Below are 20,679 nucleotides of genomic sequence, written 5' to 3' on the forward strand. Positions count from 1 at the left end.
CCCCATACGCTGGCCCTATGAGCACGAAGACTAGTGACCTGCTGGCCGCCGCCGCGCCCCGGACGGTGGCGGTGGTCCAGCGCATCTCCGACGACCAGCTCGACCTGCCCACCCCGTGCCCCGACTACGCCGTGCGCGACCTGATCAACCACCTGTACGACGTGGTGGTCAACTTCCAGGCGCTGGCCCGGCGGCAGGAGGTGGACTGGTCGGCGAAGGAGGACCACCTGACCGAGGGGTGGCGGGACCGGTTCGCGGCGGAGACCGGACGGCTCATCGAGGCGTGGTCGGACCCGGCGGCGCTGGAGGGCGTCTCGCCAGGGATGGGGCTGCCGCAGGAGACGGTCGGCGACATGGCCCTGATCGACCTCGCGGTGCACGGCTGGGACCTGGCCCGGGCGACCGGTCAGCGGCTCGAGATCGAGCCCGCGGTGCTGGCGGCGGGGCACGGCTTCATGGACCGGATGGGGGAGACCGGCCAGCGGATGGGCGCCTTCGGCGAACCGGTGCCCGCCACCTCGGAGGCCACCGCGCTGGACCAGTTGCTCGGCCGGACCGGCCGAAATCCCGCCTGGACTCCCTGACGCCACGGCCCGCCCGGCACCGCGCCGCGCGGGCCGTCCTTGACACTGCTATTCGCTGAGTGAATAGTTACCCAGGTGTCCACTCCGCACGTTCTGCTCGGGCTGCTCGCCGGGGGCCCCCGGCACGGGTACGAGCTGAAACGCGCGCACGACGAGCGGCTGCCCCGGGCCCGGCCGCTCGCCTTCGGGCAGGTCTACGCCACCCTCGCCCGGCTGCAGCGGGACGGCCTGGTGGTCCCCGCCGGCCAGGAGCGCGACGGCGGCCCGGACCGCACCTCGTACGCGCTCACCCCGGAGGGCCGGGCCGCACTCGACCGGTGGCTCGCCACCGTCGAGCCGCCGATGCCGTACGTGGCCAGCACCCTATTCGCCAAGGTGATGGTCGCCCTGCTGGTCGACGACGCCGACCGGGCCCGGTCCTACCTGATCGCCCAGCGCCGGGCGCACACCGAGCGGCTCCGCGAGCTGACCGCGGTGAAGACCGCCCCCGCGGCCAGCCTCGACGAGGTGATCGCGGCCGACTTCGCCATCGCCCATCTCGACGCCGACCTGCGGTGGCTGCACACCACCCTGGAGCGCGTCGCCGACTGGCACCGGGAGGTGCACTCGTGACATATCTGGAGGCCCGCGGGCTGGTGAAGGCGTACGGCAGGACACCCGCCCTGCGCGGCGCGACGCTCGACGTGGCGGAGGGGGAGATCCTCGCGGTCACCGGGCCGAGCGGCTGCGGCAAGTCGACGTTGCTGCACTGCCTCGCCGGCATCCTGCGCCCCGATGCCGGGCAGGTCACCTGGCGGGGGGAACGGATCGACCTGTGGTCGGAGGCGGTCCGGTCCCGGCTGCGCCGCACCGAGTTCGGGGTGCTCTTCCAGTTCGGTCAGCTCGTCGCCGAGCTGACCGCGGCGGAGAACGTCGCCCTTCCGCTGCTTCTCGCCGGCACGGGGCGGCGAGAGGCGCGGACGGCGGCGTTGACCTGGCTCGATCGGCTCGGCGTGGCCGAGGTGGCCGACGTCCGGCCGGGCGAGATGTCCGGCGGGCAGCAGCAGCGCTGCGCCACCGCCCGGGCCCTGGTCACCGAGCCTCGGGTGCTCTTCGCCGACGAGCCGACCGGTGCCCTGGACACGCTCACCGGCGAGCAGGTGCTCACCCAGCTGGTCCGGCTCGCCCGCGAGCAGCACACCACCGTCGTGCTGGTCACCCATGAGCCGCGGATCGCCGCGTACGCCGACCGCGAGGTGATGCTGCGCGACGGGCTGGTCGACCAGTCGGGCCTCGGACTCGACGCGCCAGTACCGGGCGGCCACCGGTGAGGCCCCGCACCCTGTTCCGGCTCGCCCTGGCCGGCACCAGGACCGACCTGGCCCGGGTCGCGCTGACCGCGCTGAGCGCCGCGCTGGCCACCCTCGCCGGCCTGGCCGCGCTGACCGTGCTGGCCATCCGCAAGCCGCCCGGTGACGCGTGGACCCAGTCGGAGCAGTACAGCAACGCCCTGCTGCGAGAGCCGGGGCTGCGCGGCGGCACGGCGTTCGCCCTGCTGCTGCTGACCGTCCCGGTGCTGGCGCTGGCCGGGCAGTGCGCCCGGCTCGGCGCCCCGGCCCGGGACCGCCGGCTTGCCGCGCTCCGGCTGGCCGGCGCCACGCCCGGCCAGGTCACCCGCGTCGCGATGGCGGAGACCGGGCTGGCGAGCCTGCTCGGCACGCTCGTCGGCCTGGCTCTCTATCTCGTCGGCCACCGGTTGCTGCACCGACCGGACGCGCAAGGGCAGCTTCCGCTGCCCACCGACGTGTATCCGGCCGCGGCCGGGGCGCTGGCGGTGGTGCTGGGCCTGCCGGTGATCGCCGCGGTGGCCACCGCGCTGCTGCTCCGCCGGGTGACCACCACCCCGTTCGGCGTGGTGCGCAGAGTGCGGACACGAGGGCCCTGGCCCTGGCCCGGGCTGTTGATCATCGTGGGGTTGGCCGCCTTCGCGGCCTTCCGGCCGGTCATCTTCTGGTATGACCGTCGGCACGCCGCACCGCCGCCGTGGCTGCTGCCGACGCTGCTGGTCGGCGGAGGCCTGGTCGCCATGATCGGCGTGGTCTCCGGCACCGGCTGGATCTCCCACACCACCGGCCGGCTGCTGCACCGGCACGCCCGGCGCCCCGCCGTGCTGTTGGCCGCCCGTCGCCTGATGGCCGACCCGTGGATGGGCAGCCGGACGTTCGCCGCCCTGCTCGCCGCGCTCATCTTCGGGGCCGGTGCCGCCGTCATGAGCGCCTGGTTCGAGGCGCGGCAGGCCGCGTACGCAGCAGGCCAGCGCCGCTTCGACGAGTTGGTCGGGCAGCCGGGTGTGCCCTCCGGCGAGCAGGAGGACTTCTACCTGCGCACCATGGACCTCGTGCACACCTCGGTGGTGGTCGCCCTGGTGATCGCGGCCCTCGGGCTGCTCGTAGCGGTCAGCGAAAGCGTGGTCAGTCGTCGCCGTGCGTACGCCGCGCTGGTGGCGACCGGGGTGCCGCGCGGCGTGATCGGGCGGTCCATCGCCTGGCAGGCCCTGGTGCCCGCGGTGCCGGCGATCCTGATCGCGTTGGCCGTGGGCACGCTGCTGGTCTTCGGCCTCTTCGGCCGCACGGTGCGGGACGGGGGATCGACGTACGGCTCGTGCGAGGGCGGCCCTGAGGTCTGCGACAACCCGGTGACAGCGGCTCAGCACACCCGCGAGATCGTCGTCCCGGCGGTCGAACGGGTCGTGCACGTACCCGTCGGGCTGCTCGCCCTCTACGGCGCGGGTGCCCTGGCCGCGGTGCTGGTGACCGTCGGCGTCGGCCTGCTCTTCCTGCGTCCGAGCACCGAGACGACGGAACTGCGGACGGCCTGAGGTGACGGTCAGCGGGTGGTGAGGATGCCGGCGGACCAGGCGACGACCAGGCCGATCACCGCCGAGCAGCAGCAGACCAGCAGGGCGGCGGCCACCACCGCGAGGATCACCCAGGTCGGCCCGCGCCGGGCCACCCCCGCCGGGGGTGCCTCCGCCCCGGCCGGCTCCTCCTCGGCGGTCCCGGTCATCCTGGCAGTCTAGGGGCGGCGAAGGTTCGCGGCGGCGGGGCAGGATGGGCCGATGGAGCTGATCTCGATCGAGGACGTCCAGGCCGCTGCCGACGACATCGCCGGAACGGTCGTGCGTACGCCACTGCTGCCGGCACCGTGGGACGACGAACTCTGGCTCAAGCCGGAGAGCCTGCAACCGGTGGGGTCGTTCAAGCTGCGCGGCGCGACCCACGCGGTGGCCCGGCTCGACCCGGCCGCCCGGTCCCGGGGCGTGGTGACCCACTCGTCCGGCAACCACGGGCAGGCCCTCGCCTACGCGGCGCGGGCGCTCGGGGTCCGGTGCTCGGTGGTCGTCCCCGAGGGAGCGCCGCAGGTCAAGGTGGACCAGATCCGGGCGCTCGGCGCCGAAGTGCGGTTCGTTCCGCGGGCCCGCCGGCTGCCGGAGGCGGAGCGGATCGCCGCCGACACCGGGGCCACGCTGGTGCCGCCCTTCGACGACCGGCGGATCATCGCCGGACAGGGCACCATCGGGCTGGAGATCGTGGCGGACCTGCCCGACGTCGACGTGGTGCTGGTGCCGGTCGGCGGGGGCGGGCTCTCCTCGGGAGTCGCCACCGCGGTGAAGGCGCTGCGCCCGTCGGCCGCCGTCGTCGGGGTGGAACCGCTGCTCGCCGCGGACGCCCAGGAGTCGCTCGCCGCCGGTGAGCTGGTGGTCTGGGACGTCGAGCGGACCTACCGGACCAGCGCGGACGGGCTGCGCACCAACCTCTCCGAGCTGACCCTCGCCCACCTGCGGGCACGCCTCGACGGCATCATCACGGTGACCGAGGAGGAGATCGCCGCGGCGATGGGCCGGCTGGCCCGGGAGGCCCGGCTGGTGGTGGAGCCGAGCGGAGCCGTGGCGGTCGCCGCCCGCCTCTTCCACGCCGACGCGCTGCCGTCCGGCCGGACCGCCGCCGTGCTCACCGGCGGCAACGTCGACCCGGCGGTCCTGGCGTCGGTGCTCACCACTCCGGCCCCCTGAGGCCCTCGCGCACCTTCCCGGAAAGAGTGGCTACCGGAGTCGAAATAGGCACTCTTTCCGGGAAAGCGGGGCCAACGGGGTGGCGCGTCAGCGGCGGGATCAGGCGCGGCCCAGCCGGTCGAGGGTCCAGGCGTTGATGAACGCCTCCTCGCGCCAGGCGTCGTAGCGACCGCTCGGGCCGCCGTGGCCGGCGCCCATCTCGGTCTTGAGCAGGTAGTCGCCCTCCGGGGCGACCGCCCGCAGCCGGGCGATCCACTTGGCCGGCTCGTGGTAGAGCACCCGGGTGTCGTTCAGGCTGGTCACCGCGAGGATGGCCGGGTAGGCGACCGGGGCCACGTTCTCGTACGGGGTGTACGACTTCATGTACGCGTACACCTCGGGGTCGTCGAGCGGGTTGCCCCACTCCTCCCACTCGGTGACGGTGAGCGGCAGCGACGGGTCGAGGATCGAGGTGAGCGCGTCCACGAAGGGCACCTGCGCGACGATCCCGGTGAACGCGTCCGGCGCGAGGTTGGCCACCGCGCCCATCAGCAGGCCGCCGGCCGACGCGCCTCGGGCCACCAGGCGGTCGGTGGCCGTCCAGCCGGCCTTGACCAGGTGCCGGGCGCAGGCAACGAAGTCGGTGAAGGTGTTCTTCTTGGCGAGCAGCTTGCCCTCGTCGTACCAGCGCCGGCCGAGTTCGCCGCCGCCGCGGATGTGCGCCACGGCGAAGATGACGCCGCGGTCGAGCAGGCTGAGCCGGGCGATGGAGAACCACGGGTCCATGCTCGCCTCGTACGAGCCGTAGCCGTAGATGAGGCAGGGGGCGGAGCCGTCGCGCGGGGTGTCCTTCCGGCAGACCAGCGAGATCGGCACCCGGGTGCCGTCGTCGGCCAGCGCCCAGTCCCGGTGCTGCTCGTAGTCGGCCGGGTCGTACGCCCGCCCGTCCGGCCCGGGACGGACCGGCTTCTGCTTGCGCAGCACCATCTGCCGGGTGACCAGGTCGTAGTCGTAGACCGAGTCCGGGGTGACCAGCGAGGTGTAGCGAAGCCGCAGCTCGCGGGTGCGGTACTCCGGGTTGGCGTCCAGCCCGACGCTGTAGATCGGCTCCGGGAAGTCGATGTCGTACGGGTCGCCGCCGCCGACCGGCAGCACCCGCAGCCCGGTCAGCCCGTTGGTGCGCAGCGAGACGACCAGATGGTTCTCGAACGCGTCGACGGACTCCAGCCGGGTGCCGGGCGAGTGTTCGATCAACGGGGTCCAGTCGCCGGGCGTGTCCGCCGAGGTGAACGCGAGGGCGAAGTCCTCCGCGCCGTCGTTGTGCAGGATCAGGAACCGGTGCCCGTGGTGCTCCACCGAGTATTCGACGCCCTGCCGGCGCGGGGCGATGACGGCGGGCTCGCCGGTCGGGTTGGCCGCCGGGACGACCCGTACCTCGCTGGTGATCTTGCTGTGGATGTCGATCAGCACGAACCGCTCGGAGCGGGTCAGCTCGACGCCCACCCAGAACCGCTCGTCGTCCTCCCGGTGGACCACCACGTCCTCGCTCGACGGGGTGCCGACGGCGTGCCGCCAGACCCGGTTCGGCCGCCAGGCGTCGTCCACCGTGACGTAGAAGAGCGTCGAGGCGTCGTTCGACCAGGCGGTGCCGTAGAAGGTGTCCGGGATCTGGTCGGGCAGCACCTCGCCGGTGCTCAGGTCCTTGATCCGCAGGGTGAACCGCTCGTCGCCGGCGAAGTCCGTCGAGTAGGCGAGCCAGCGCCCGTCCGGGCTGACGTCGAACGCGCCGAGGGCGAAGAAGTCGTGCCCCTCGGCGAGCAGGTTTTCGTCGAGCAGCACCTCCTCGCCGTCCAGCGGGGCGCCGTCGGCGCTGATCGGGGGCGTGGTCTCGCCGTCCCGGACGGCCCGGCGGCAGTGCACGCCGTACTGCTGGCCCTCGACCGTGCGGGTGTAGTACCAGTACCCGTCCTTGCGAGTGGGCACCGACAGGTCGGTCTCCTGGGTGCGCCGGCGGGTCTCCTCGAACAGTTGGGACCGCAGCTCCGCCAGGTGCGTGGTGCGGTCCTCGGTGTACGCGTTCTCCGCGGTCAGGTAGGCGATCGTCGCCGGGTCGTCCTTGGCCGCCAGCCAGGCGTACTCGTCGACGACGGTGTCGCCGTGGTGGGTGCGCTCGCTCGGCACGCGCTTGGCGACGGGCGACGGCTCCGGGTCGCGGCGCGGCGTTACGCGCGACGAGCTGGAGTTGTCGGGAGTCTCGGTGGTCACGGCGTCACGTTACCGGCCGGCCGCCCGGATCCGGGTCCGCGCTCTGCCGGATCCGGCAACTTGCCGCCGAGTCTTTCGAACATGTGTACGATGACCGCCATGGCGGCTGCAGCGAGTTCCACCCATCGTCCCGGAGCCCTCGACATCACCCGGCGCCTGGCCGAGATCTGCGGCCCGCCGTTCGCCCGGTTCGCCGGCCCGGCCGACGAGGTGGCCGGCCGGACGGCCCGCTGGGTGGCGGTGCCGGGCGGCCCGCACGCCGCCGCTGAGGTGTTGCGGCTGGCCGCCGCGCACGACCTCACGGTGGTGCCGCGCGGCGCCGGCACGAAGATCGACTGGGGGGCCGCCCCGGCGCAGGTCGACATCATGCTGGACACCGGCCGGCTCGCCGGGGTCTGGCACGAACCGCAGGGCTCCGGGGTGGCCGAGATCGGCGCCGGCACGCCGCTCCGGGCGGTCCAGGCCACCCTGGAACGCACCGGCCAGCGCCTACCGGTCGACGCGCCCTCCCCGGGGGCGACCCTGGGCGGAGTGCTCGCCGCCGACGAGGCCGGCCCGCTCCGGCTCCGGCACGGCAGCCCGTGCGCCCAACTCGTCGGGGTGCGCTACCTGGACGCAGACGGCGAGCTCGTCAGCGTCGGCGAGCCCGGGACGGCGTCGCTGGGCCGGGCGGCACCGACGGCTCGCGACCGGGCGGGCGGCTCGTCGACGCCCGCCGGCGGGCCGGGCGGCGGTGCCGCGGCGCTCTTCGGCACGGGCGACCTGCCGGGGCTGGACGTGGCCCGGCTGCTCTGCGGCTCGCAGGGCGGCCTGGGCGTGCTGGTCTCGGCCACCCTGCGGGTGCAGGCCGCGCCGGCCAGCCGGGTCTGGGTGTCCCGGCCGGTCTGGACCCCGCTGGAGGTGCACGACCTGGTCCGGGCGGTGCTCGCCGCGCGGCTCGACCCGGCGGCCGTCGAGCTGGACCTGCCCGTACCGGTGCCGCTGCCGCGCCGGCGGGTCTCCCCGTGGCACCCGTCGGTCGCCGGGCGACCCGACCACCCGGCGCTGACCGGGCAGGCCACCCGGCCGGCCGCCGCAGGCAGCCTGGTGGTGCTGCTGGAGGGCGGCCCGGCGGACGTCGCGGAGCGGGCCGAGCGGCTCACCGCCCTGCTGGGCGGCGATGCGGTCGTCGGTCACGCGGCGCCGGAGTGGTGGGGGCGCTACCCCTTCGCCCCCGGCGACACCGCGCTGCGGATCGAGGTGCCCATCAACGACCTGCACGCGGCGGTCTACGCGCTGCGCGACGCGGCCGGCAGCCCGGTGCCGGTCCGGGGCTCCGCCGGGGTCGGCACGGTGCACGCCGCGCTGCCCGGCTCGCTGGCCCCCGACCGGGTGGCCTCGATCCTCGCGGCCGTCCGTGGGGTGCTCCTCGCCCGGCAGGGCCGTTGTGTGGTGGTGTCCGCCCCGGCCCCGGTCCGCCGCGCCGTCGACCTCTGGGGTGAGCTGCCCACCCTGCCCCGCCTCCGGACGGCGAAGGCGCACCTCGACCCCCACCACCGCCTGGCCCCCGGCCGCCTCCCCGGCGGCCTCTGACCCCCGGCGGCGGTCAGAGGGTGTCGTTGCGGAGGACGAGGATGGCGATGTCGTCGCGGGGGGTCTCCACGGAGAAGCCGATCGCCGTGGCGCGCAGCCGGGCCGCGACCACGTCGGCGGAGTAGCCGGCCAGCGGGGCCGCAGACTCGCGCAGCCGTTCGGTGCCGAACAGCTCCCGGCCGCGCCGGCGCTCGGTGACCCCGTCGGTGTAGAAGATCAGCGCGTCACCCCGGCCGAGGGTGATCTCGGCCGTCGGGGTGGTGATCGAGTCGAGCAGCCCGAGCGCCGTACCGCCGGTGCCGACGAAGGCCGCCCCACCGCCACCGGGCAGCAGTACCGGGCGGTCGTGCCCGGCCAGGTGCAGGGACACGTCGAGCTGGCCGCCGTCACCCGGCCCGACCGCCGCCAGCGCCAGCGTGCAGTACCGGCCGCTGCCGCGCTCCACCAGCGTCTCGTTGAGTCGGCCCAGCACCTCCGGCAGCGGCTTGCCGTCGCCGACCAGCACCCGGATCACGTCCCGGACCAGGCCGGTCACCGCCGCCGCCTGCACGCCCTTGCCGGAGACGTCCCCGATGACCACCAGCCACCGGCCGTCCGGCAGCGGGACCACGTCGTAGAAGTCGCCGCCGACGTCGGCATCGTCGCCGGTAGGGACGTACTCGGCGGCGAAGCCGATGCCCTCGACGACGGGGAGCACCGGCGGCAGCAACGACTGCTGGAGGGTCTGGGCCACCCGTCGGCGCTCGGCGTGGATGCGGGCGTTCTCGATGGCGAGGGCGGCCCGCCGGGCCACGTCCTCCAGCACCGACACCTCGTCCGGGTCGTGTCGATGCCGCTGGTGGCGGCCGATGGCCAGGGTGCCGAGGCGCTGCCCGCGGGCGATCAGCGGCACGGCGAAGCCCTCCATCGGCCCGCTGAGCGGCACCTGCGCGGCGCTCCGGGAGGCCTCCCGCAGCCGGGCCTGGATCGAGTCCGGTCCGGTCTCCTCGAGCACGCGGTGCAGCTGCGGCAGCACCGACTCGTCGGCGTGGCTGCACGCGGCGAGCCGCAGCCGCCCCCACTCGTCGGTGGTGTGCACCGCGCACCACTGGCCGAGCCGCGGCACCACCAGCTGCGGGATGAGCGCCATGGTCAGCTCGACGTCGAGGGACTGGGCGAGCAGTTCGCTCGCCTCGGCGAGGAAGGTCAGCCAGGCCGACCGGCGGACGTCCGCCCGGCGCAGCCGGTCGTTCTCCAGGTGCAGCGAGAGCCGTTCGGCGGCCAGCACCGCGAGCGGCCGGGCGTACGCCGACGGCGCGGCGTCCAGCTCCAGCTCACCGGCGTACGGCCGGTGCACGGCGAGCGGCACCCGGAGCAGTTCGCTGCCCGCCCGGGGCTGCCGGCCGTACCGGGCGAGCACCTGGGTGCCCTGCCCGTCGCCCCGGTCCAGCCGGACCACGCCGCCGGCCGCGCCCACCATCTCGGCGAGCCGGGCCAGCAGCCCGTTGGCGAACTCCGGCAGCGGGTCGTCCGCGTACGGGTCGGGGGTGGTCTGCATCAGCTCGCTCATCGCGGCGGCGCTCGGGGCGCTGTCCGTCGCCCCGCCCGGGATGACCGCCGTGTGGTGCTCGGCCAGGGCCGGTGGCGCGGCGGACGTCACCTCGTGCCGGTCGAGCCGGAACCAGACGCCCTTGCCGGTGGGCAGGTAGGTGGTGCCCCACCGGCTGGCGAAGTGGTCCACCAGCAGCAGGCCGCGCCCGCGCTCGGCCACCTCGGCAATCTCGGTGCTGACGTTGCGTACCCCGACGATCAGTTCCTCGACCGGGCCGGACGCGAAGTCGGTGACGGTGACGGTAAGTCCCCCGTTGTCCGCCTCGACCTCGATGTCGAGTTCGGTGCGCGCGTGCTCGATGGCGTTGGTGGTGAGTTCCGTGGTGAGCAGCAGGGCCTCGTTGAGCAGTTCGTCCAGATCCGCCTCGCCGAGAACGGACCGGACCAGCGCCCGGGCTGCGGCGGGCGTACGCCGGTCGGCGGGGAGCCGGACACGCCGGACGTGCTCGTCCGTGGCGCCGTCCACCGCGGGCCCCGCTTCCGCTGACACCTTCGTATCCTCCACCGCCGCCGTCCCCGGTGCCAAGCGCCCCCCGCCGCGCCACTCCGCCAAGCGAGGGGGCGCGCCGGGTCGGCTGGTCGTCACCTCGACCTGCCGCGGGCAGAATGGTGGGATGTCGGCACGAGCCGGTTGGCCCCGAGCTGAGCGAGGAATGATGACCACGGCGAAACAGTCGCTAGCCGCGGACCCGTCCGCGCCCGAGCACGAGGCGCTCCTCGGCGACCTCGTCGAGGCGCTGCGGCAGGTGCGCCGGGGCGACCTCAAGGTCCGGCTGCCTCGACGGGCCGGCCTGGCCGGCGAGGTGGCCGACGCCTTCAACGACGTGGTGTCGCTGCAGGAGCGGCAGCACCTGGACCTGCGCCGGATCAGCCGGATCGTCGGCCGGGACGGCCGGCTGACCGAACGCCTCGACGACGAGGGCCTGGACGGTTCGTGGGCGGAGGGGCAGCGGGCGATCAACTCGTTGATCGACGACCTGGGCCGGCCGACCACCGAGATCGCCCGGGTCATCGTGGCGGTGGCCGACGGCGACCTGTCCCAGCACATGGCGCTGGAGATCGACGGTCGCCCGCTGCGCGGCGAGTACCTGCGCATCGGCCGCACCGTCAACACCATGGTCGATCAGCTCTCGTCCTTCTCGAACGAGGTGACCCGGGTGGCCCGCGAGGTGGGCACCGAGGGCAAGCTGGGCGGGCAGGCCGACGTACGCGGGGTCGCCGGCACCTGGAAGGACCTCACCGACTCGGTGAACACCATGGCGTCGAACCTCACCTACCAGGTGCGGTCGATCTCCCAGGTGGCCACGGCGGTGGCGAAGGGTGACCTGTCGCAGAAGATCACCGTGTCGGCCAAGGGCGAGGTGGCCGAGCTGGCCCACACCTTCAACTCGCTCACCGACACCTTGCGGCTCTTCGCCGAGCAGGTGACCCGGGTGGCCCGGGAGGTGGGCACCGAGGGCAAGCTGGGCGGCCAGGCGGAGGTGCCGAACGTCGCCGGCACCTGGAAGGACCTGACCGACAGCGTCAACTCGATGGCGTCGAACCTGACCGCGCAGGTGCGCAACATCGCCCAGGTCTCCACCGCGGTGGCCCGGGGCGACCTCTCCCAGAAGATCACGGTGGCCGCGCAGGGCGAGATCCTGGAGCTGAAGGACACCGTGAACACGATGGTGGATCAGCTGTCGTCGTTCGCGGACGAGGTGACCCGGGTGGCCCGTGAGGTGGGCATCGAGGGCAAGCTCGGCGGCCAGGCCCAGGTACGCGGCGTTTCCGGCACCTGGCGTGACCTGACCGAGAACGTCAACCAGCTCGCCGGCAACCTGACCAGTCAGGTGCGGAACATCTCGCAGGTGTCCACGGCGGTGGCGAAGGGTGACCTGTCGCAGAAGATCACGGTGGACGCGCAGGGTGAGATCCTGGAGCTGAAGAACACCGTGAACACGATGGTGGATCAGCTGTCGTCGTTTGCCGACGAGGTGACCCGGGTGGCCCGTGAGGTGGGCACCGAGGGCAAGCTCGGTGGTCAGGCGCAGGTGAAGGGTGTGTCCGGCACCTGGCGGGACCTGACCGACAACGTGAACTCGATGGCGTCGAACCTGACCAGTCAGGTGCGGAACATCGCCTCGGTCACCACGGCGGTCGCGAAGGGTGACCTGAGCCAGAAGATCACCGTGGACGCCCGGGGTGAGATCCTGGAGCTGAAGTCCACCGTCAACACGATGGTGGATCAGCTGTCGTCGTTCGCGGACGAGGTGACCCGGGTGGCCCGTGAGGTGGGCACCGAGGGCAAGCTCGGCGGCCAGGCCCAGGTACGCGGCGTCGCCGGCACCTGGCGCGACCTCACCGACAACGTGAACTCGATGGCGTCCAACCTGACCAGCCAGGTGCGCAACATCGCCCAGGTGTCCACGGCGGTGGCGAAGGGTGACCTGTCGCAGAAGATCACGGTGGACGCGCAGGGTGAGATCCTGGAGCTGAAGAACACCGTGAACACCATGGTGGATCAGCTGTCGTCGTTCGCGGACGAGGTGACCCGGGTGGCCCGTGAGGTGGGCACCGAGGGCAAGCTGGGCGGTCAGGCGCAGGTGAAGGGTGTGTCCGGCACCTGGCGGGACCTGACCGACAACGTGAACTCGATGGCGTCGAACCTGACCAGTCAGGTGCGGAACATCGCCTCGGTCACCACGGCGGTCGCGAAGGGTGACCTGAGCCAGAAGATCACGGTGGACGCGCAGGGCGAGATCCTGGAGCTGAAGTCCACCGTCAACACGATGGTCGATCAGCTGTCGTCGTTCGCCGACGAGGTGACCCGGGTCGCCCGTGAGGTGGGCACCGAGGGCAAGCTCGGCGGTCAGGCGCAGGTGAAGGGCGTCTCCGGCACCTGGCGTGACCTCACCGAGAACGTCAACCAGCTCGCCTCGACCCTGACCACCCAGCTCCGGGCGATCGCCCAGGTCTCCACCTCGGTGACCCGGGGCGACCTGACCCAGCGGATCGCCGTCAAGGCGCAGGGCGAGGTCGCCGAGCTGAAGGACAACATCAACCAGATGATCGTCACCCTCCGGGAGACGACGAAGAAGAACGCCGAGCAGGGCTGGCTGGACTCCAACCTGGCCCGGATCGGCGGCCTGCTCCAGGGCCAGCGGGACCTCGGCGAGGTCTGCCGCATGATCATGATGGAGGTGACCCCGCTGGTCGACGCGCAGCTCGGCGCGTTCTTCCTGGCGGACAGCTCCGAGGGGAGCATGCGGCTGCGGCTCACCGCCTCGTACGGGTATGTGGCGCGGGGGCACGACGTGACCTTCGGGCCCGGCGAGGGGCTGGTCGGCCAGGCCGCCCTCTCCCGGCGGACCATAAGGGTCAGCGCCCAGCCCGACGGGCGGCTGATGCTGCGCTCCGGGCTGGCCGAGACGCCCCCGGCCGACCTGGTGGTGCTGCCCGTCCTGTTCGAGGGCGAGCTGCTCGGCGTGATCGAGTTCGCCGGGGTCATCACCTTCTCCGAGCTGCACCTGTCGTTCCTGGAGCGGCTGGTCACCACGATCGGCATCGCGGTCAACACGATCCAGGCCAACCGGCGTACGGAGGAACTGCTGGCCCAGTCGCAGCGGCTGGCGCTCGAACTCCAGGAGCAGTCGGCGGAGCTGCAGCGCACCAACGCCGAACTGGAGGACAAGGCCAAGCTGCTCTCCGAGCAGAAGGCCAACATCGAGACCCAGAACCGGGAGATCGAGCTGGCCCGGCTCGGCCTGGAGGAGAAGGCGCAGCAGCTCACCCGGGCGTCGGCGTACAAGTCGGAGTTCCTGGCGAACATGAGCCACGAGCTGCGCACACCGTTGAACTCGCTGCTGCTGCTGGCCCGGCTGCTGGCCGAGAATCCGGACCAGAACCTGACGCCGAAGCAGACCGAGTTCGCCCGCACCATCCACAGCGCCGGATCGGACCTGCTCTCCCTGATCGACGACATCCTGGACCTGGCCAAGATCGAGGCGGGCCGGATGGACGTGGAGCCGACCGAGGTGCGCTTCTCCGAGCTGCGCGGCTACGTCGAGCAGGCGTTCGCCCCGCAGGCCGAGGAGAAGGGCCTCGACTTCCAGGTACGGATCAGCAAGGACCTGCCCCCGGCGCTGGTCACCGACGCCCAGCGGTTGCAGCAGATCCTGCGCAACATGCTCTCCAACGCGGTGAAGTTCACCGACCACGGCGCGGTGACGCTGCGGATCGCCCCGGCCGCCGAGAACGCGGTCTTCGACGTGCCCGCGCTGACCAACGCCCGGCGGGTGATCGCGTTCACGGTGATCGACACCGGGATCGGCATCTCCGACGACAAGCTGTCGCTGATCTTCGAGGCCTTCCAGCAGGCGGACGGCACCACCAGCCGCCGGTACGGGGGCACCGGGCTGGGCCTGTCGATCAGCCGGGACCTGGCGCGCCTGCTCGGCGGCACGATCACCGTGTCGTCGGCGCCCGGCCAGGGGTCGACCTTCACCCTCTTCGTACCGGACGTGCTGGCACCGGACGCGGTGGTGGCGCCGGCGCCACCCTCGCCGAGCCGCGCGGGCCTGCCGTCGTCGCTGCTCATGCCGATGGAGCTGCCGCAGCCGCAGCCGACTCCGGCGGCCCGGCGGCTGGAGGGCGTGACCGTCCTGATCGTCGACGACGACGTCCGCAACGTGTTCGCCCTGACCTCCGCGTTGGAACTGCACGGGATGACCGTGCTGTACTCGGACAACGGGGCGGACGGTGTCCGCCAGTTGGCCGAGCATCCGGAGGTGGACATCGTGTTGATGGACGCGATGATGCCGGACCAGGACGGCTATGAGACGACCCGGCAGATCCGGCGCAACCACCGCTTCGTGGACCTGCCAATCGTGTTCCTGACCGCCAAGGCGATGCCTGGTGACCGGGATTCGGCGATCACGGCCGGGGGTAGTGACTACATCACCAAGCCGGTGGACCTGGACGAGCTGATCGAGATGATGGCGTCCTGGATCGGCCGGAGCCGAGGCGAGGAGACCCCGTGACCCAGACGGCCAAGGCGCTGCTGGTGGACGACCGGCGGGAGAACCTGATGGCCCTGGAGGCGATCCTCCAGGGGCTGCCGGTGCAGTCGGTCGCGGTGGAGAGCGGCGAGGCGGCGCTGAAGCAGCTCCTCGTCGACGACTTCGCGGTGATCCTGCTCGACGCGCAGATGCCCGACATGGACGGCTTCGAGACCGCCACCCACATCAAGCGGCGGGAGCGGACCCGGCACGTGCCGATCATCTTCCTCACGGCGGCGGACAAGGACGCCCAGCTCGCCCTGCGCGGCTACGCCGTGGGCGCGGTCGACTACCTGACCAAGCCGTTCGACCCTTGGGTGCTGCGTGCCAAGGTGTCGGTCTTCGTGGAGCTGTGGGTAAAGACCCGGCAGCTCGCCGCGCAGTCCGACCTGGTGCGGGAGCGGGACGCCCAGTGGCGGGTGCTCACCGACGCGGTGGACGAGGCGACGACGCTGCTGCGCGCGGACGACGGCCCGGAGGGCCGGGAGCGCGCGGTGGACATCCTGGAGCAGGCCCGCTGGGGCAACCCCGGCTGAGCCGTCAGCCGGCCCGGTCGCCGCGCCCCGCCGCGGCGCGCCGGGCGCGCCACCGTTCGCCGAGCGTGTCGAGTTCCTCCTGTACGAAGACGAAGAAGTCCAGCATTTCGGCCACCCGCTCGCCGGCCGGGGTGGCTCGCCCGTGCAGGGCGTCCACGCCGCCGGTGGCGATGTCGATGAAGTTCTTGTAGAGGCCGGTCTTGGTGATGGTGGCCTCGTACCAGGGGTTGTCCGGCATCCGGTAGTGGTCCCGCCGGGAGCCCTTGACCGGCTCGCGGACCAGCATGCCGAACTGGGTCAGGTAGCGGACCGCGCCGGAGACCGCCGCCGCGCTGACTCCGAGCCGCTCGCCGATCTCGCCGGCGGTCAGCGGGCCGTCCGCGCTCATCACGGTGAAGAGCACCCGGGCGGCCATCCGGGGGAAGCCGACGTCCGCGAAGGCCATCGCCATCCGCTCGACGAAGAGGTGGACCCCTTCCTCGTTCCGGGTCGGGCGGTGGGCGTCAAGCATCGGCGGTGGCTCCTCCGTCAAAAAGTCGTGAAGACGATGGTGCCCCAGCTCTCACAGTCTTCACAAGTTTATGAAACGAGCGTAGCTTCCGAAGTATGGAAACCCCAATTGAGGTGTCCGGCCTGGTGAAGAATTTCGGCCGGACCCGGGCACTCGACGGACTCGACCTGACCGTCCGCGCCGGGCAGGTGCACGGCTTCCTGGGCCCCAACGGCGCCGGCAAGTCGACCACCATCCGGGTGCTGCTCGGCCTGCTGCGGGCGGACGCGGGAGCCGTCCGGCTGCTCGGCGGTGACCCGTGGCGGGACGCCGTCGCCCTGCACCGCCGCCTCGCGTACGTCCCCGGTGACGTCACCCTCTGGCCGAACCTGAGCGGCGGCGAGGTGATCGACCTGCTCGGCCGGATGCGCGGCGGACTGGACCCGAAGCGCCGCGCCGAGCTGCTGGACTCCTTCGAGCTGGACCCGCGCAAGAAGGGCCGGGCCTACTCCAAGGGCAACCGGCAGAAGGTGGGCCTGGTGGCCGCGCTCGCCTCCGACGTCGAGCTGCTCATCCTCGACGAGCCGACCTCCGGGCTGGACCCGCTCATGGAGGAGGTCTTCCAGCACTGGGTCCGCCGGGCCAAGCAGGACGGCCGCACCGTGCTGCTCTCCAGCCACATCCTCGCCGAGGTGGAGGCGCTCTGCGACCGGGTGACGATCATCCGCAACGGCCGCGCCGTCGAGTCCGGCACCCTCGGCGAGCTGCGCCACCTGCACCGCACCGCGATCGACGCCGAGGTCGCCGCGCCGCTTCACGGACTGGCCGACCTGCCGGGTGTGCACGACCTGCGGGTGGACGGCAACCGGGTGCGCTTCGACGTGGACTCCGCCGCCCTGGACACCGCGCTGCGCCGGCTCACCGAGCTGGGCGTACGCAGCCTGGTCAGCCAGCCGCCGACGCTGGAGGAGCTGTTCCTGCGGCACTACGAGGCGATCCCCGGCCAACCGGCCCCTGCCGAGGCGACCCGATGAGCACCTTGACCGGCACGCGTCACCTGGCCCGGCTGATCCTGCGCCGGGACCGCGTCCTGCTCCCGCTCTGGGTGCTGCTGCTCGCCGTCCTGCCGATGACGTACGCGACCAGCTTCTTCGAGCTCTTCCCGACGGACGCCGACCGGGCCGCGTACGCCGCCGGCACGGCCCGCAACCCGTCGATCGTCGCGCTGCTCGGCCCGGTGTACGGCGACAGCGTCGGCGCGCTGACCGCCCAGCGCTCCGGCTTCCTGCTGGTGATCATCGCGCTGGCCAGCCTGCTCACCGTCGTCCGGCACACCCGCACCGAGGAGGAGGCCGGCCGGCGGGAGCTGCTCGGCGGCACGGTGCTCGGCCGGTACGCCGGGCTGACCGCCGCGCTGCTCGTGACGTACGCGGCCGACCTGCTGCTCGGGCTGCTCACCGCGGCCGGGCTGGTCTCCACCGGGCTGCCGGCGGCCGGCTCGTACGCGTACGGCCTCTCCGCCACGCTGACCGGCGTCGTCTTCGCCACGATCGGTGGGCTGGCCGCCCAGCTCACCGAGACGGCGGGCGGGGCGCGGGGCATCGCCATCGGCGTGCTCGGTGCCGCCTTCGGGCTCCGGCTGCTGGGTGACACCGCCACGCACGACTGGCCGAGCTGGCTCTCTCCGCTGGGCTGGGCGCCGCGGGTGCGGCCGTACGAGGGGGAGCGCTGGTGGGTGCTGGCCCTGCCGCTGGTCGCGTCGGTGCTGATCGCGGCGGTCGCGTACCCGGTCTCGGTGCGCCGCGACCTGGGGGCCGGGGTGCTGCCGCCCCGGCTCGGGCCGGTCACCGCCGGCCGGGCCCTCTCCGGATCGTTCGGGCTGGCCTGGCGGCTGCACCGCGGGCAGATCCTCTGGTGGTCGGTCGGCTTCGGCCTGCTCGGGTTGATCCTCGGCGGGGCGGCGCAGGCCGCCGGCCGGTCGGTCGAGGGCAACCCGCAGCTGGAGGAGATCATGGCCCGGATCGGCGGTGCCTCGGGGCTGTCCGACGCCTACCTGGGCGCCACGCTGAGCCTGGCCGGCCTGGCCGCGGCCGGGTACGGCGTCCAGGCCGCCCTGCGGATGCGGGCGGAGGAGACTGCCGGGCGGGCCGAGCCGCTGCTGGCGACCGGCGTGCACCGCTCGACCTGGCTGCTGTCCCACGTGGTGTTCGCGCTGCTCGGGCCGGTGGTGGTGCTCGCCGTGACCGGCTTCACCACCGGCCTGACCTACGGGCTGAGCGTGCACGACGTGCCGGCGGAGCTGCCCCGGATGGTCGGCGCCGGGCTGGCCCAGGTGCCGGCGGCGTGGGTGCTGACCGGGATCGCCGTGCTGCTCTTCGGGCTGCTGCCCCGGCTCGCCTCGGTGGCCTGGGCGGTGCTCGCGGTCTGCGTGCTGCTCGGCCAGCTCGGCGCCGTGCTGAAGCTGGACCGGTGGCTGCTGGACCTCTCCCCGTTCAACCACACCCCGCAGGTGCTGCGGGAGCACTGGAACGCCACCCCGCTCTACGTGCTGGGCCTCGTGGCGCTGCTGCTGGCGCTCGCCGGCCTTACGGCCTTCCACCGCCGCGACACCCCCGTCACCTGACCCAAGGTTGATCATGAGGTTGGCGGCACCTGGCGAGATCAACATCGCCGCCAACCTCATGATCGCCGGGGCGGGGGTGGGTCAGGGGGCGGTTTCGTTGCGGATCATCAGGGCCGAGCGGAGGCCGGTGATGTCCAGGACGCGCAGGAGGAAGTCGCCGACGTTGCTGAGCACCAGGAGGCTCTGCGCGTGGCTGGCCTTACGGCTCAGCACCACCAGCGTGCCGAGCCCCTGCGAGTCGCAGAAGGTCACCCCGCCGAGGTCGAGCACGATGCGCGGCGGCGGATCGGCCAGCACCTCATTGACGACAGTCGACAGCTGGGCGGCCGTGAGCATGTCGATCTCACCAGCGAGGCGAAGCACGGCTTCGTCGCCCGACCGGTGTAACGCGATGGACAGTTCGGCACGATCCACCCGGTCAGCCTATCGCGATCTCGACCGCCCGGCCCGTCGAGGCACCTTAGCTGTCGATCTCGGCCGGACGGACGGCGTGAGCCCGGTAACCCCCCGTGCGGGGTGGCTGCTGATCAGCCGCCCGACGCTGACACAATGGCGGCATCGTGACCGAGACCATTTCCGCCGGATCCGGCCGTTACCCGGCCGACGCACCGGCCTCCGAGGCCCTGTTCGACCGCGCCAAGGCCATCGTGCCCGGCGGGGTGAACTCCCCCGTACGCGCGTTCCGTGCCGTCGGCGGCACCCCGCGCTTCATGGTCCGGGGGGAGGGTCCTTGGCTCTTCGACGCCGACGGTCGCCGCTACGTCGACCTGGTCTGCTCCTGGGGCCCGCTGGTCCTCGGCCACGCCCACCCCGCGGTGGTCGAGGCGGTGCAGGCCGCCGCCACGTACGGCACCAGCTTCGGCACGCCGACCCCGGGCGAGGTCGAGCTGGCCGCGGAGATCGTCGACCGCACCCCGGTCGAGCAGGTTCGCCTGGTCAACTCGGGCACCGAGGCGACCATGTCGGCGATCCGGCTGGCCCGCGGCTTCACCGGCCGCGCGAAGATCATCAAGTTCGCCGGCTGCTACCACGGCCACTCGGACGCGCTGCTCGCCGCCGCCGGCTCCGGCGTGGCCACGTTCGGCCTGCCCGACTCGCCCGGCGTGACCGGCGCGGCCGCCGGCGACACCATCGTGCTGCCGTACAACGACCTCCGCGCGGTGGAGGAGGCCTTCGCCGCCGAGGGAGCGCACATCGCGGCGATCATCACCGAGGCGGCCGCCGGCAACATGGGCGTGGTCGCCCCGCGCGACGGCTTCAACCAGCAGCTCGCCCGGATCGCCCACGCGTACGGCGCGCTGCTCATCGTCGACGAGGTGATGACCGGGTTCCGGGTCTCCCGCGCCGGCTGGCACGGCCTCGACGCCAGCGACGCCGACCTGTGGACGTACGGGAAGGTCATGGGTGGCGGACTGCCCGCCGCGGCGTTCGGCGGGCGTGCGGAGGTCATGTCCAGGCTGGCGCCGGCCGGCCCGGTCTACCAGGCCGGCACCCTCTCCGGTAACCCGCTGGCGTGCGCCGCCGGCCTGGCCACGCTGCGGCTAGCGGACGACGCGCTCTACCGGAAGCTGGACGAGACGGCCGCCGTGGTGAGCAAGCTCGCCACCGACGCGCTGGCCGCGGCCGGCGTCCCGCACCGCCTGTCGACCGCGGGCAACATGTTCTCGATCTTCTTCACCGACGCCGACGTGGTCGACTACGACAGCGCCCGCACCCAGCAGGTGCCCGCGTTCAAGGCGTTCTTCCACGCGATGCTCGCGGCCGGCGTCTACCTGCCGCCGAGCGCGTTCGAGGCCTGGTTCGTGTCGGCGGCGATCGACGACGCCGCCCTGGAGCAGATCGCCGATGCCCTGCCGGGCGCGGCGACGGCGGCGGCAGCGGCGGGACACGGGGGGTAGCGGTGAGCGCGAGGAGTGAGCCGGTTTTGCGAGCCCCGCAGTCGCGAACGAA

At 73.0% G+C, this 20,679-nt stretch carries 16 protein-coding genes; 11 read left to right on the forward strand and 5 right to left on the reverse strand.

Annotated elements, in window-relative coordinates; translation table 11 throughout:
* The first annotated feature begins 17 nt into the window (after positions 1-17).
* The 4 genes from ACFYML_RS10580 to ACFYML_RS10595 all read left to right on the forward strand — a co-directional run bounded on the left by ACFYML_RS10580 (position 18) and on the right by ACFYML_RS10595 (position 3,441).
* Entirely contained in the window at positions 18-584 is a 567-nt protein-coding gene (locus ACFYML_RS10580; protein WP_387420350.1) for a TIGR03086 family metal-binding protein, read from the forward strand.
* A 75-nt stretch (positions 585-659) separates the two neighbouring features.
* Positions 660-1,196: a PadR family transcriptional regulator gene (locus ACFYML_RS10585; RefSeq protein WP_387420351.1), complete on the forward strand. Its 537-nt coding sequence runs from the start codon at positions 660-662 to the stop codon at positions 1,194-1,196.
* Entirely contained in the window at positions 1,193-1,894 is a 702-nt protein-coding gene (locus tag ACFYML_RS10590) for an ABC transporter ATP-binding protein (RefSeq protein ID WP_387420352.1), read from the forward strand. Before ACFYML_RS10585 ends, ACFYML_RS10590 begins: the two co-directional genes overlap by 4 nt.
* Complete coding sequence (locus ACFYML_RS10595; protein ID WP_387420353.1) at positions 1,891-3,441, forward strand: FtsX-like permease family protein; 1,551 nt, start codon at positions 1,891-1,893, stop codon at positions 3,439-3,441. The genes ACFYML_RS10590 and ACFYML_RS10595 overlap by 4 nt, the downstream gene beginning before the upstream one ends.
* Before the next feature lie 8 nt (positions 3,442-3,449).
* On the opposite strand, the gene ACFYML_RS10600 is transcribed toward ACFYML_RS10595, so the two are convergent.
* Positions 3,450-3,629 (reverse strand): hypothetical protein, encoded by a 180-nt coding sequence (locus ACFYML_RS10600; protein WP_387420354.1) that lies wholly within the window; start codon positions 3,627-3,629, stop codon positions 3,450-3,452.
* 52 nt (positions 3,630-3,681) lie between these two features.
* Here ACFYML_RS10600 and ACFYML_RS10605 point away from each other — a divergent pair, with 52 nt between their 5' ends.
* Positions 3,682-4,635, forward strand: a complete 954-nt coding sequence (locus tag ACFYML_RS10605) for a threonine/serine dehydratase (RefSeq protein WP_387420355.1) — start codon at positions 3,682-3,684, stop codon at positions 4,633-4,635.
* A gap of 99 nt (positions 4,636-4,734) precedes the next feature.
* On the opposite strand, the gene ACFYML_RS10610 is transcribed toward ACFYML_RS10605, so the two are convergent.
* Positions 4,735-6,879 carry a S9 family peptidase gene (locus ACFYML_RS10610; protein ID WP_387420356.1) on the reverse strand — a complete coding sequence of 715 codons (2,145 nt, stop codon included), beginning with the start codon at positions 6,877-6,879 and terminating at the stop codon, positions 4,735-4,737.
* A 99-nt stretch (positions 6,880-6,978) separates the two neighbouring features.
* On the opposite strand from ACFYML_RS10610, the gene ACFYML_RS10615 reads away from it, so the two are divergent.
* Positions 6,979-8,451: an FAD-binding oxidoreductase gene (locus tag ACFYML_RS10615; RefSeq protein ID WP_387420357.1), complete on the forward strand. Its 1,473-nt coding sequence runs from the start codon at positions 6,979-6,981 to the stop codon at positions 8,449-8,451.
* 13 nt (positions 8,452-8,464) lie between these two features.
* On the opposite strand, the gene ACFYML_RS10620 is transcribed toward ACFYML_RS10615, so the two are convergent.
* A complete protein-coding gene (locus tag ACFYML_RS10620) occupies positions 8,465-10,531 on the reverse strand; it encodes a SpoIIE family protein phosphatase (protein ID WP_387420358.1) in 2,067 nt (688 codons plus the stop codon).
* A gap of 163 nt (positions 10,532-10,694) precedes the next feature.
* Between ACFYML_RS10620 and ACFYML_RS10625 the strand changes: the two genes are divergently transcribed.
* A complete protein-coding gene (locus ACFYML_RS10625; protein WP_387420564.1) occupies positions 10,695-15,062 on the forward strand; it encodes a HAMP domain-containing protein in 4,368 nt (1,455 codons plus the stop codon).
* On the forward strand, positions 15,059-15,616 hold the full coding sequence (locus ACFYML_RS10630) for a two-component system response regulator (protein ID WP_387420359.1): 558 nt from the start codon (positions 15,059-15,061) through the stop codon (positions 15,614-15,616). The genes ACFYML_RS10625 and ACFYML_RS10630 overlap by 4 nt, the downstream gene beginning before the upstream one ends.
* A 4-nt stretch (positions 15,617-15,620) precedes the next feature.
* Here ACFYML_RS10630 and ACFYML_RS10635 read toward each other — a convergent pair whose 3' ends face one another.
* Positions 15,621-16,127, reverse strand: a complete 507-nt coding sequence (locus ACFYML_RS10635) for a GbsR/MarR family transcriptional regulator (protein WP_073834169.1) — start codon at positions 16,125-16,127, stop codon at positions 15,621-15,623.
* A gap of 95 nt (positions 16,128-16,222) precedes the next feature.
* Between ACFYML_RS10635 and ACFYML_RS10640 the strand changes: the two genes are divergently transcribed.
* Both ACFYML_RS10640 and ACFYML_RS10645 read left to right on the forward strand, forming a co-directional pair.
* Entirely contained in the window at positions 16,223-17,140 is a 918-nt protein-coding gene (locus tag ACFYML_RS10640) for an ATP-binding cassette domain-containing protein (RefSeq protein ID WP_387420360.1), read from the forward strand.
* Positions 17,137-18,729 (forward strand): ABC transporter permease, encoded by a 1,593-nt coding sequence (locus ACFYML_RS10645; RefSeq protein WP_387420361.1) that lies wholly within the window; start codon positions 17,137-17,139, stop codon positions 18,727-18,729. The genes ACFYML_RS10640 and ACFYML_RS10645 overlap by 4 nt, the downstream gene beginning before the upstream one ends.
* 81 nt (positions 18,730-18,810) lie before the next feature.
* On the opposite strand, the gene ACFYML_RS10650 is transcribed toward ACFYML_RS10645, so the two are convergent.
* Complete coding sequence (locus ACFYML_RS10650; RefSeq protein WP_387420362.1) at positions 18,811-19,143, reverse strand: STAS domain-containing protein; 333 nt, start codon at positions 19,141-19,143, stop codon at positions 18,811-18,813.
* Positions 19,144-19,289: 146 nt separating this feature from the next.
* On the opposite strand from ACFYML_RS10650, the gene hemL reads away from it, so the two are divergent.
* Positions 19,290-20,627, forward strand: a complete 1,338-nt coding sequence (hemL, locus tag ACFYML_RS10655; RefSeq protein ID WP_387420363.1) for a glutamate-1-semialdehyde 2,1-aminomutase — start codon at positions 19,290-19,292, stop codon at positions 20,625-20,627.
* Positions 20,628-20,679 lie beyond the last annotated feature (52 nt).

The sequence above is a fragment of the Micromonospora sp. NPDC007230 genome (assembly GCF_042869115.1).
GTDB lineage: Bacteria > Actinomycetota > Actinomycetes > Mycobacteriales > Micromonosporaceae > Micromonospora.

Excerpts from the sequence above, each read along its gene's own strand:
- ACFYML_RS10625 (WP_387420564.1), top strand. The coding sequence starts at position 10,695 with ATGATGACCACGGCGAAACAGTCGCTAGCCGCGGACCCGTCCGCGCCC.
- ACFYML_RS10615 (WP_387420357.1), top strand. The coding sequence starts at position 6,979 with ATGGCGGCTGCAGCGAGTTCCACCCATCGTCCCGGAGCCCTCGACATC.
- ACFYML_RS10605 (WP_387420355.1), top strand. The coding sequence starts at position 3,682 with ATGGAGCTGATCTCGATCGAGGACGTCCAGGCCGCTGCCGACGACATC.
- ACFYML_RS10640 (WP_387420360.1), top strand. The coding sequence starts at position 16,223 with ATGGAAACCCCAATTGAGGTGTCCGGCCTGGTGAAGAATTTCGGCCGG.
- ACFYML_RS10645 (WP_387420361.1), top strand. The coding sequence starts at position 17,137 with ATGAGCACCTTGACCGGCACGCGTCACCTGGCCCGGCTGATCCTGCGC.
- ACFYML_RS10600 (WP_387420354.1), bottom strand. The coding sequence starts at position 3,629 with ATGACCGGGACCGCCGAGGAGGAGCCGGCCGGGGCGGAGGCACCCCCG.
- ACFYML_RS10635 (WP_073834169.1), bottom strand. The coding sequence starts at position 16,127 with ATGCTTGACGCCCACCGCCCGACCCGGAACGAGGAAGGGGTCCACCTC.
- ACFYML_RS10580 (WP_387420350.1), top strand. The coding sequence starts at position 18 with ATGAGCACGAAGACTAGTGACCTGCTGGCCGCCGCCGCGCCCCGGACG.